The sequence below is a fragment of the Streptococcus sp. SP1 genome, from assembly GCF_030440005.1.
Taxonomy (GTDB): domain Bacteria; phylum Bacillota; class Bacilli; order Lactobacillales; family Streptococcaceae; genus Streptococcus; species Streptococcus parasanguinis.
The window spans coordinates 31,994-43,242 of record NZ_JAQFJJ010000010.1 but is presented as its reverse complement, the minus strand read 5'-3'; the positions used below and the strand labels follow the sequence as shown (position 1 = coordinate 43,242).

The following is an 11,249-nucleotide window of genomic DNA, read 5'->3' as shown; positions in this document are numbered from 1 at the left end:
AGTTATTTTTGCTTGCCTGTAAAGCGCCATTGAAACCGCAAGCGATCATACAAGGGATACTCAAACTGTAAGACAGCAAGACCCAAAATCATACTGCCTAGAACGTCTGATGGGTAGTGGACCCCGACATAAACGCGGGAAACCACAATGATCACGATTCCCAGAACCAGCAAGCCTTGAAGGCAATAGCGGGCTGTTTTATGTTTTACATGTTGGCCGATTATGATGATCAAACTTCCCAAAACAAGGGTAGATGCCAGTGAATGACCACTCGGGAAAGAAAAGCCCTTTTCCTCTACTAGATGAAGAATACTTGGTCTCGGTCTCTGGTAGATATTCTTTAGAAGAAGAACCAAAAGACCAGTCAATACCAGATTGCTCCCTAGAAAAAGAGCTTCACTGTACCATTTCTTATAGGCAAAGACCGCCAGCAAAAGACCTACCCAGATGACAATGATCTTGGTATCCATGACGTGGGTCACCTTGGTAAAGAAGGCCGTCAGTGTTGCAGGCAGATCGCCTCGAATAGCAGATTGAATCGTGCTATCAAAGCCTGTTAATTGTTGCGGGTAAAAGCGAATCACATACCCAAGAATGACAAAAATGAGAAGGGCGAAGCTTGCCTTCGCCCAATGTTGTTGTTTATTTTTCATATTTTTTCAAAATCGGTTGCAATAAGGTATAGATCAACCCAAATGCGATGGCCCAAATCACCCCTTCGATCAGGTTAAACGGTGCAACCATTGCGGCTAAATAGTGGACAAGCCCTAGTGTTTTCGAAATATCATAGTTCATAAAACGAGCATACAAAGGGATTGCATAGACATAGTTCACCAATACCATCGTGATACTCAAGCTGATCGTTCCAACAATCGTTGCCAGGACAAATCGACCATGGGTCCGTTCTTTGTTCCAAATCCATGCAAAAGCAAGAACAAAAACAAGAACTCCAATGATATTGATTGGTAATCCGATTAAGGTCTCAAGCCCCTTATTATTAAGGGCTAATTTAAGGACAGATCGGATCAAGGTCACCCAAACGGCACTTTTAAAATCCAATAGGACCAAGGCCAACAAAATGGCGATGATACTCAAATCAATTTTGAAGAAATCTATCAAGAAAGAAAATTGATAGAACATCAAAATAAAAGATAAAGCGGATAAAACAGCCACTAGGGTCAGTTTACGTGTATTTGTCATAACAGGTTCCTCCAATTTTTTAAAAATTAGAGAAGCTGGAAAGACGTCTACCCCATCATTCTACTCTAAACTATTTAAACAAAGCTTAAACTAGAAACTATTCTAGTTACTTTAGCTGGTCTCCATCGAAACATGCCGTTAGTCAGTCTTAGACTCCAACGTACTATTCCCATGCATCAGCTCTAAACAGATCAGAATAGCTGTCAGTCTATTCGTCTCTCGTCTTCTCCCATCCAGACTATACTGTCGGTTGTGGAGTCACACCACATCAGCTTGCGCTCGCGGACTTCTTTTAGAGTATGGAAAAGAACATTTCCTAGTAAAAGTCACCGCCGGTCGGGAATTACACCCTGCCCTGAAGACCCTTTTATGATAACAAAAAAAACTTGCCTAGGCAAGTTTTTGTAACGTCATGGATTACATCGTTCGGGTTTTTAATTATTATCGGCTATTTGAGCTTGTCTTGTTCATACCGATGGCTCAACTCAAGCCCTTTGAATCCCTGCTGGCGGAGAGCCTCATAGACAATCATGCAGACAGTATTGGAGACATTTAAACTACGGACATGCTCGTCATTCATCGGAATGCGAATAGCCTTCTCTTCGTGCTGGCGCATAAATTCTTCCGGCAATCCTTTATCCTCGCGTCCAAACAAGAAATAATGGGACTTCCCATCCTGATAAGAAACGTCCGAATAGGTCTGATTTGCAAACTTGGACACTAGGTGCACCTGACCGTCGCGCGCAGCTTCCATAAACTCTTCTAGACTATCATAAAAGCGAACATCCAGCTTGTCCCAATAATCGAGTCCTGCTCGCTTCATTTTGCGATCATCGATCGGAAAAGCCATGGGGCGAATGATATGTAAGGGGGAATTGGTCGCCGCACAAGTCCGTGCAATATTTCCCGTATTTTGTGGAATCTGAGGTTGGAACAAGACGATGTGGTTTTGAGCTGCTGACTCTTGGTAGTCCAGTTCTTCAATATTCATACTCGATCTCTTTCTGATAAAAAAATAGCCACACTGCCCGGAGTCAAGCTCAGCAAACAGCGTGGTTACAGCTTCATTAACTTAACTCACAACAGGTTTGAGGTAAATCAACGAAGGTACTTTCTAAGTATATCACTTTTGAAGCTCCTGTCAATAGTTTTTTTAGATTTTTTTAAGAAACTTTATCAAAGTTTTCAATCCCTCCTCATTCTACTCTTTTGCCAATTTTTCCTACTTGTTCTTAGCTTCTCAAAATTCCACCAGAAAATCCTTAAAAAAGATGAATTTTTCTTGAAAATAGAGTATGATAGAAGCATACTCTGGAGGTATTCTATGAAAATTATTGTTGTTGGTGGAGGAAAGGTCGGAACTGCCCTTTGTCGTTCTCTCGTTGCTGAAAACCACGATGTTATTTTGATCGAAAAAGACGAATCCGTTCTTAACCATATTACCAAACGATTTGATATCATTGGAATTTTAGGAAATGGGGCGAACTTCAAGATCTTGGAGCAAGCGGATGTTGAAAACTGCGATATCTTCATTTCCATGACCGAGTACGATGAAGTGAATATGGTCTCCGCTGTTTTGGCTAAAAAAATGGGAGCCAAAGAGACCATCGTTCGGGTACGGAATCCGGAATATTCCAATTCCTACTTCAAGGAAAAAAATATCTTGGGCTTCTCCCTAGTTGTCAATCCGGAATTGCTGACAGCTCGTTATATTGCCAATATCATTGACTTCCCAAATGCCCTTTCTGTGGAACATTTTGCCAATGGTCGGGTAGCCTTGATGGAATTTAAGATCAAGCCAGATAGCAATCTCTGCAATATGAGTCTATCCCAATTCCGAAAGAAATACGGAAATGTCATTGTTTGTGCAATCGAGCGTGGCAACGAACTCACCATTCCAAACGGAGACTTTGTCTTACAACCTCAAGACAAGATTTTCGTAACAGGTAATCGGATCGAGGTCGTTCTCTTCCACAACAATGTTCGCCCTCAGGTCATTAAGAGCATGATGATCATTGGTGCTGGGAAAATTGCCTACTACCTACTCAATATTCTTCAAGATGTGCGTCGCAAGATCGATCTCAAGGTCTTAGAAGTCAATCGCGAGCGGGCGGAATTCTTTAGTCAAGAATTTCCTGATCTCTATGTCGTCCATGGAGACGGAACCGCTAAAGACATTCTTTTAGAAGAGAGTGCCAATAACTTCGATGCTGTGGCTACTTTGACAGGGGTCGATGAAGAAAACATCATCACCTCCATGTTCTTGGATTCTGTCGGAGTCAAAAAGAACATTACCAAGGTTAACCGAACTAGTCTGTTGGAGATCATTGGCGATCAGGATATGACCAGTATCGTTACGCCAAAACGCATTGCCGTAGACACCATTATGCACTTTATTCGCGGGCGCTATAATGCACAGTTCTCAAACCTAGAAGCTTTGCACCATGTTGCAAACGGCCGGATTGAAACCTTGCAGTTCCAAATTAAGGAAGACAATAAACTAACCCAATATCCCCTCTCTGAATTGAAATTGAAAAAAGGCGTCTTAATCGCTGCCATTATTCGAGATGGTAAGGCTATTTTCCCTAATGGAGATGACCGTTTGATGGTAGGAGATCGGATTGTCGTGACCACCTTGATTCAAAATGTCACTAAAATCTATGATTTAGTTGAGAGGTAAGCCTGATGAATAGAAGCATGATTCGTTACCTCTTGTCCAAGCTCCTCTTAATCGAGGCAGCTCTCCTGATCGTTCCCTTAGTGGTCGCTGCCATCTATCAGGAACCTGCCAAGGTTTTTGTCTCAATTGGGGCAACTGTGGCCATCTTACTTGGGCTGGGGCTACTTGGTAGTTTTCACAAACCAAAGGATTTTCACATCTATGCTAAAGAAGGAGTCCTGATTGTAGCCCTCTGTTGGATCCTCTGGTCCTTCTTTGGTGCCCTTCCCTTTGTCTTTTCGGGACAAATCCCCAACATTATCGATGCCTTCTTTGAAGTCAGCTCAGGCTTTACAACAACAGGGGCAACGATATTAGATGATGTGGGTGTCCTCAGCCACTCCCTCCTCTTTTGGCGCAGTTTCACCCATTTGATTGGGGGGATGGGAGTATTGGTCTTTGCCCTTGCCATTATGGACAATAACAAGAACAGCCACCTCGAAGTCATGAAGGCCGAAGTTCCTGGTCCAGTTTTTGGGAAGGTCGTTTCCAAATTAAAAAACACAGCTCAAATCCTCTACTTCTTGTACTTGGGCTTGTTCTTCCTCTTTGTGGTTCTTTATTTCCTTGCCGGCATGCCCCTTTATGATAGTTTTGTCATCGCCATGGGGACGGCTGGAACCGGGGGCTTTACCGTTTTTAACGACGGAATTGCCCACTACAATAGTAGTTTGATCACCTATTTGGTCAGCATCGGGGTTTTAGTCTTCGGGGTTAACTTTAACCTCTACTACTTCCTCATGATCCGAAAATTCAAAGCCTTCTTTAAAGATGAGGAATTGCGGACCTATATCACGATCGTCCTCGTGTCCAGTGTCTTGATCGCTTACAATGTCCTTCATCTCTATGCCAATGTCGCTAAGAGTTTTGAGATTTCCTTCTTCCAAGTTTCCAATATCATCACCACCACCGGTTTTGGTTATGGAACGACGGAAAAATGGCCTCTCTTTTCACAGTTCATCCTCTTGATGCTGATGGTCATCGGTGGTTCTGCTGGATCGACCGCTGGGGGGCTTAAAGTCATTCGGTGCTTGACCTTATGGCGAATCGCAAAAAATCAGGTTCTTTCGACCTTGTCTCCGAATCGCGTTCTGACCTTGCATGTCAATGATACGGTATTGGATAAGGATACACAGCATCAGATCCTCAAGTACTTTACAATATACAGTTTTATCACGATCGGCTTGCTCTTTGTAGTCAGTCTAGATAATAATAACTTCATGACGGTTGTCAGCGCTGTCTTTAGTTGTTTCAACAACATTGGACCTATGATTGGAACAGGTCAAACCTTCTCCATCTTTAGTCCGATTTCAAAACTGTTACTTTCCTTAGCCATGATTGCCGGACGGCTTGAAATCTATCCAATGATTCTACTCTTCCTCCCTAAAACATGGTCTAAACGCTGATAGACAACTCTAGTACAAAATCAACGAGAGTGGGACAGAAATCGGTAATTCGTTAGAATTCGATTTCGTCGTCCCACCTCCGCACAGTTGAGTAAGGCTGTAAAAGCTGATGAAATCAGCGTAGTAGAGCCCACTCAACCACTGCGTCTTGCTCGACAATCCAAAAATAATTGAGAGGCTAGGACTTTTGTCCCAGCCTCGTTTCTGTTTATTTGCGATCGTCCTATTTTGATTCTTCATTTCGCTTCAGACTAAAATGGTCTGGCAAGGGGTCTGGTCCCGCCTGGCTTCCAGGATGGCAACGTAGAATCCTTGCAATCCCCACCAAGACACCTTTCACACCAAAACGTTCAATCGCTTGGATCATATAATTGGAACAAGTCGGTTGAAAGCGACAAGAAGGCGGAAATAAGGGAGAGATCCATTTTTGATAGCCTCTGACCAGCGCAATCAGGATTATTTTCATGCTTTTTTAGATTTAGTTACTGCTAGATTGTGCAGCTGGCTGATTTCTTTTTTATTCAAGCGACGGTATTCACCCGGACGTAGTCCTGAGACGTCCAAATTCCCAAACTGGGTCCGGGAGAGTTTATCCACTAAAAGTCCCACAGCTTCAAACATCTTTTTAACCTGGTGGTTACGCCCTTCATGAATGGTCAACTGAACCACTGAACGATTCTTTTCGACATCCACTTTTAAGATCTCGTAAGTCGCTGGCTTGGTTTTCTTTCCATCAATGGTCACCCCTCGCGTCAAGGGACGTAAGTTTTCCTTATTGGCAATCCCTTTGACACGCGCCACATAGACCTTATCAATTTCATTTCGAGGGTGAATCATCTCATCTGTAAAATCACCATCATTGGTCAAAATCAAGACACCAGACGTATCCCAGTCCAAACGTCCCACTGGATAGATGCGCTCTGGTACTTGAGATAAAAGGTCAACGACTGTTGTCCGTCCTTTATCATCCGATACACTAGAGATGACGCCACGTGGCTTATTTAAAAGATAGTAGACCTTTTCTTCGTTATAGATTGGAGTCCCTTCTACTTCAACCTGATCACCGGTTTTAATGATGGTCGCTAATTCACGCACAACTTGGCCATTGACCGTCACCAAGCCTTGCTTGATCAGTTCTTCGGCCTTGCGACGACTAGCCACGCCTGCATGTGCAATATATTTGTTAATTCTCATCTAGTTCCTCTGTTCTCTCTGAAAATAATTGACCTTCTTCTGGATCGATGTCCACTTCTTCAACCTTTGGCAATTCCTCCAAATGATTGATCCCCATATAATCCAAAAAATACTCCGTCGTGACATACAAATTAGGACGCCCGAGGACTTCTTTTTTCCCATCTTCGCGGATCAGATCAAATGAAAGTAGTTTGGTAATAGCACCACTGGAATTGACGCCTCGAATATCATCGACCTCCACGCGGGTGATCGGTTGCTTATAAGCAATGATTGACAAGGTTTCAAGGGCAGCCCGAGACAAGCTCTGGTTCATAGGCGTTCTAGAATAGTCTCGTAAAACCGAAGCGTAGTCTGCCTTTGTCACCAATTTATAACGGGAAGCTGTCTCCATCAAACACAGACTGGTATCTGTATCCTCCTGGTATTTTTGGGCCAATTTTTCTAAACTTTGCACCACACCTGTTGGGGGTAAAGAGAGAAGATCTGCGATTTGTCTGGCAGTAATCCCTTCTTCACCCGCTACAAATAAGAGTGCTTCAATTTCAGCTAATTTGCTCATGTTCAATCCTATTTAAGTAAATTTCTCCAAAAACCCTATCTTGTACCACTGTGACCTCTTGAATCTTGATCAACTCAAGGGTTGCAAGAAATAGGGTAATGACCTCTTGGAGATCCGCTGCTTCTAGAAACAAGTCCTGCAAGAGAACTTGTGAGCGCTCGTGGAATCGGTGACGCAACTGGTCCATCAGATCCTCAATCTTGTATTCATCCTTTACAATGGTTGTATGGTTCTGGCGGAATTCTTCTTTTTTCTTGGTCAATAGTTTTGAGAAAGCCAAGAAGAGATCCACCGTGGTGCGATCATGAAGTAATTCGGTATCGTCATAAATCAATTCCATCTTTGGTTTTGAATAATAGAGGGCACGTTCCTCGTGCTGTGAGGCCATCAACTCTCCTAATTGCTTGTAAGTACGGTACTCTTCCAATTGAGAAAGGAGGTCCTGCTCTAGATCCTCTGCTTCATCCATCTCCTCTGCGACCTTAGGAAGAAGTCTTCGACTCTTGATCAGGGTTAGTTGACTCGCCATCAGCATGTATTCCCCTGCTACCTCTAATTTCATAGCCTGGAGAGTCGCCAGATAAGCCAGATACTGTTCGATCACCTTAATCAAGGGGACCTCATAGATATCCATCTGGTATTTAGAGACCAAGTGGAGCAAGAGGTCCAAAGGCCCTTCAAAATCTTTAATTTTAATATCCATTATTTATATTTTTCTAATGTCACCATGGTTTTTAGGCCCAATTCACGCGCAATACTAAAGAGATCCACACCGAGTTCACGTTGTTTCAAAATATACTGCTCACGAATTGATTGTGCCGAAAGGTCTTGGTTGCCTTTTTCGATCAAGAAGGCTTCTAACTGTCGGAATCCCCACTGACGAGAGTATGATTTTCCTTTATTATCAAAGAGATAGACACCATCGAGGAAGAGCTGCAACTCATCCAGTAAAGGCTCTGGAACTTTTAAAACCCGTTTTTGGCCATCTTTGCCCACTCGAATGACATGAAAGTCCAGCTGAATATCTTCGACCTTGACTTGGAGGATCTCACTTGGCAATAAGCCCATCTCCAGAATCAACAAGGCCATCAAGCGTCCCTGAGGGTTGGTTGATTCTTCCCAAAAATGGGTTAGATCCAACAATTCACGATCATGGGTCTTGGCCGGTTGAATTTTAGGCAAGACCAAACGATGGTATTCAGAAATAAAGCGTTCTTGATACAAATAATATAAAAATTGGTTAACAGCGGATAATTTTCGTTTTTGAACCGCCGGTTTAAAATCTTTAATCGAAGCTTGGTAAATTCTCAAATTTGTCGGCGTCACTTTTCCATGAATTGATTCAACAAATTGGTCCAAATCATAGAAATAGGCTGACTGAGAATTTTCACTTAGTTCTTTTTGATCAATAAAACTTGCAATAAATTCTTTCATTTTGGAATCATCTCGTATTCATTTGAAAAATTATGCATCAGCGAATTGATGGCTTTGAGGATCGATTTCCGCGTAATAATCCCTTGGAAATAACCTTCTTCATCCACCACTGATAAGAAGGAGTCATCCACCAACTTGTGAAGGACTTCTGTCAAATTGAAGTCTAAGCCGATGACCCCAACCTCCTTCTTTGCAACGTCTACGATATCCATCGAAGCAAAAGCCTCCTCAGGAATCTCGTGTTTCAATTGATAAGATAGAATATCCGTTAGGGAGATCGTCCCCACAAACTTGCGTTCATCCGTCACTACCGGGATGCGACTATAGCTAATCTGGCTCAACAGCAAGACCGCATGGTCTACATTGTGGGTATCAATCAAGACCGCTAAATTTTTGGCAGGAGTTAAGAACGTCTCTTCCTGCGCCAGCAAGAAACGTTCAAATTCCTTTGCTATCATCTGCTAAACTCCTTTGTCAATTCAGGGTACAACTCATGATCTCGCGTATAATACTCTACCTTGAAGTTCGAATCGGTAATCTCTATCTTGGCATACAAACACTCTCGAATCAAACCACGAGGTTGGCTAACAGATCCAGGATTCACAAAGAGGGTTCTTCCTTCCTTCCAAGCATCTGGGATATGAAGGTGGCCGTATAGACAGATATCTGCTTCTTCCTCTTGAGCCCACAGATCCAATTTTTGAAAACTAAAATTGATCTGGAAGAGATGGCCGTGGGTCTGGATGATCCGTGTTGGCCCTAGTTGGGTCACCAAGCGTTCCGGATAGCCATCATAAAAATCCATATTTCCTTGGACAACGTGGATCCCTTCCCAGACAGGATCGTCACTTTTTAGCTCAGAATCCCCATTGTGAAAGATCCCATCGACCTTACCTAGGTATTTTTCTTTAATAGCTTCAACAATGGAGCGGTCTCCATGCGAGTCACTCATAACGATGATTGTTTGCTTTGCCATGATGGAAATACCTCCAATAACTTTTTAACAGCTAAAGCACGATGTGATTGTGTATTTTTTTCTTCTAGCGTTAATTCAGCAGCAGCACGGCCCGTTTCCCCAACTAAGAAGAGAGGGTCATAGCCAAAGCCGTGTTCCCCTTTTGGCTCAAAATTAATATACCCTGGCCAATCTGCTTCCACCACTAGGCTTTCCTTACCTGGTCTTGCAACCACCAAGGTCGTATGAAACTGGGCTGAACGATCTTTCAAATCAAAGACCATGGCCAATTCGTGCAACAATTTCGCATTATTCTCTGCATCTGTCGCACCTACTCCCGCAAAGCGAGCTGACCAAACTCCAGGTAAGCCTCCCAAGATATCCACCTTCAAACCTGAATCATCCGCTAAGACTGTTTTCCCAGTTAGCTCTGCAATCGTTTCAGCTTTTAGGCGGGCATTCTCTTCAAAGGTCATCCCTGTTTCTTCAACTTCTGGAAGCTCTGGGTATTGATTGAGGTTTTCCACTTCAAAGCCTAGCTTTTCAAACATATTACGGAATTCTTTGGTTTTTCCCTCATTTCGAGTCGCAATAAGAATCGTATCTTTGACCTTGTCTTGACCCAAGAAGGCTTCCAAATCCACCCCATCACTTGGCAAATGCAAATAGAGCAATTTCCCTTTTTCAACCAAGAGCAAGGCTCCTTGACGCTGTACGATCTCAAAAGCTCTTCCCTTGACTTCATTCAAAATTTCGATCAAAAAGGTCAGAAAACGAAAGGCTGAACCATAGCGCATCACCGATAGATTGAGAGGGAATCCTTCAGGATCCTTGGCAAAGAGAAGTTCCAGCTGATCTAACAGAGTGGAAGCTTCCGCAGGCACTTGACTAAATTGGTTGTAGTCTGCATCTTCTCCCCATTGGGCAATATACCAATCTTGGGGATCTTTGTATTCAAATAGTTTGTCACTCATAAATTTACATGCTCCACATTCACTGAACGTTCTAGCCATTTTTCGGCAATCGCTGCAAAGCTATTGGCATTTGCAGTGGTATAAAAGCGGTGGGTCTGCTCTAAGAGTTCGCGACTCTTATTGAGCTCAAAATAGTTTAATAAGACGGAAATATCCCGAACACACTCTGCCCCACTATCAATCAATTTGACATCCAGTCCCATAACATTTTGAATGATCGGTTTTAAAAGGGGATAATGGGTGCATCCCAAGACTAAGGTATCAACCTTTCCAACTAGTGGTTTTAGGGTTTCGTAAACCACCTTTTTGGTCAAACTGGATGCCAACTCGTTTGATTCCACTAAAGGAACAAACTTGGGACAAGCTAAACTGCTGACTTCCATGTCTGGTGCCAGACTTTGAATCTTCTCTTTATAAATTCCAGAAGAAACCGTCATCGGCGTCCCAATGACCCCAATTTTTTGATGGGTCGTCGATTTAATGGCTGCAGAAGCTCCGGGTAAAATCACTCCTAAAACGGGAATATCAAGTTTCTCCTTGACTTCTTCCCAAACAACTGCCGTCGCTGTATTACAGGCTAAGACAATCATCTTGACATTTTTGGTCAGAAGGAAGTTCACCATCTGCCAAGTATACTCGCGAATTTGGTCTGCTGGTCTAGGGCCATAAGGTGCACGCGCTGAATCTCCAATATAGACGACATCTTCGTGAGGAAGCTGACGGAGCAATTCGCGGACAACAGTCAGGCCCCCTACTCCAGAATCTAAAAAACCAATCGGTCGGTTATCCATATCTCTTCCTTCCAAAA

General features: G+C 43.1%; 14 protein-coding genes and 1 riboswitch. Of the genes, 2 read left to right on the top strand and 12 right to left on the bottom strand.

What is annotated here, in order from left to right; all coding sequences use genetic code 11:
- Positions 1 to 2: 2 nt before the first annotated feature.
- From PCY07_RS06525 to trmL, 3 genes are all read right to left on the bottom strand, one after another.
- Positions 3 to 653 (bottom strand): phosphatase PAP2 family protein, encoded by a 651-nt coding sequence (locus PCY07_RS06525; protein ID WP_227197989.1) that lies wholly within the window; start codon positions 651 to 653, stop codon positions 3 to 5.
- The gene (locus PCY07_RS06520; protein ID WP_324252899.1) at positions 643 to 1,215 is read right to left on the bottom strand and encodes an ECF transporter S component; all 573 of its coding nucleotides are present in this window, start codon (positions 1,213 to 1,215) and stop codon (positions 643 to 645) included. Before PCY07_RS06520 ends, PCY07_RS06525 begins: the two co-directional genes overlap by 11 nt.
- A 202-nt stretch (positions 1,216 to 1,417) precedes the next feature.
- Positions 1,418 to 1,567, bottom strand: a riboswitch (FMN riboswitch).
- An 81-nt stretch (positions 1,568 to 1,648) separates the two neighbouring features.
- On the bottom strand, positions 1,649 to 2,191 hold the full coding sequence (gene trmL / locus PCY07_RS06515; RefSeq protein ID WP_301355603.1) for a tRNA (uridine(34)/cytosine(34)/5-carboxymethylaminomethyluridine(34)-2'-O)-methyltransferase TrmL: 543 nt from the start codon (positions 2,189 to 2,191) through the stop codon (positions 1,649 to 1,651).
- A gap of 333 nt (positions 2,192 to 2,524) precedes the next feature.
- On the opposite strand from trmL, the gene trkA reads away from it, so the two are divergent.
- Complete coding sequence (gene trkA / locus PCY07_RS06510) at positions 2,525 to 3,880, top strand: Trk system potassium transporter TrkA (RefSeq protein WP_049488467.1); 1,356 nt, start codon at positions 2,525 to 2,527, stop codon at positions 3,878 to 3,880.
- A 5-nt stretch (positions 3,881 to 3,885) separates the two neighbouring features.
- Positions 3,886 to 5,325: a TrkH family potassium uptake protein gene (locus PCY07_RS06505; RefSeq protein WP_301355602.1), complete on the top strand. Its 1,440-nt coding sequence runs from the start codon at positions 3,886 to 3,888 to the stop codon at positions 5,323 to 5,325.
- A gap of 223 nt (positions 5,326 to 5,548) precedes the next feature.
- On the opposite strand, the gene yidD is transcribed toward PCY07_RS06505, so the two are convergent.
- From yidD to racE, 9 genes are read right to left on the bottom strand one after another with little or no spacing between them, the layout of a single operon-like run.
- Complete coding sequence (yidD, locus tag PCY07_RS06500; RefSeq protein WP_049517784.1) at positions 5,549 to 5,791, bottom strand: membrane protein insertion efficiency factor YidD; 243 nt, start codon at positions 5,789 to 5,791, stop codon at positions 5,549 to 5,551.
- Positions 5,788 to 6,519, bottom strand: a complete 732-nt coding sequence (locus PCY07_RS06495) for a pseudouridine synthase (protein ID WP_003005375.1) — start codon at positions 6,517 to 6,519, stop codon at positions 5,788 to 5,790. The genes yidD and PCY07_RS06495 overlap by 4 nt, the downstream gene beginning before the upstream one ends.
- On the bottom strand, positions 6,509 to 7,078 hold the full coding sequence (gene scpB / locus PCY07_RS06490) for an SMC-Scp complex subunit ScpB (protein ID WP_003017403.1): 570 nt from the start codon (positions 7,076 to 7,078) through the stop codon (positions 6,509 to 6,511). The genes PCY07_RS06495 and scpB overlap by 11 nt, the downstream gene beginning before the upstream one ends.
- Positions 7,062 to 7,781, bottom strand: coding sequence for a segregation/condensation protein A (locus PCY07_RS06485; protein WP_227197674.1), 720 nt, complete (start codon positions 7,779 to 7,781; stop codon positions 7,062 to 7,064). The genes scpB and PCY07_RS06485 overlap by 17 nt, the downstream gene beginning before the upstream one ends.
- Positions 7,781 to 8,512: a site-specific tyrosine recombinase XerD gene (xerD, locus tag PCY07_RS06480; RefSeq protein WP_003017353.1), complete on the bottom strand. Its 732-nt coding sequence runs from the start codon at positions 8,510 to 8,512 to the stop codon at positions 7,781 to 7,783. The genes PCY07_RS06485 and xerD overlap by 1 nt, the downstream gene beginning before the upstream one ends.
- Entirely contained in the window at positions 8,509 to 8,970 is a 462-nt protein-coding gene (gene cbpB / locus PCY07_RS06475; RefSeq protein WP_003017357.1) for a cyclic-di-AMP-binding protein CbpB, read from the bottom strand. The genes xerD and cbpB overlap by 4 nt, the downstream gene beginning before the upstream one ends.
- Positions 8,967 to 9,488 carry a metallophosphoesterase gene (locus PCY07_RS06470; RefSeq protein WP_227197673.1) on the bottom strand — a complete coding sequence of 174 codons (522 nt, stop codon included), beginning with the start codon at positions 9,486 to 9,488 and terminating at the stop codon, positions 8,967 to 8,969. Before PCY07_RS06470 ends, cbpB begins: the two co-directional genes overlap by 4 nt.
- A complete protein-coding gene (locus PCY07_RS06465; RefSeq protein WP_301355597.1) occupies positions 9,461 to 10,441 on the bottom strand; it encodes a nucleoside-triphosphate diphosphatase in 981 nt (326 codons plus the stop codon). Before PCY07_RS06465 ends, PCY07_RS06470 begins: the two co-directional genes overlap by 28 nt.
- Positions 10,438 to 11,232, bottom strand: a complete 795-nt coding sequence (gene racE, locus PCY07_RS06460; protein WP_301355596.1) for a glutamate racemase — start codon at positions 11,230 to 11,232, stop codon at positions 10,438 to 10,440. The genes PCY07_RS06465 and racE overlap by 4 nt, the downstream gene beginning before the upstream one ends.
- Between the last annotated feature and the right edge of the window lie 17 nt (positions 11,233 to 11,249).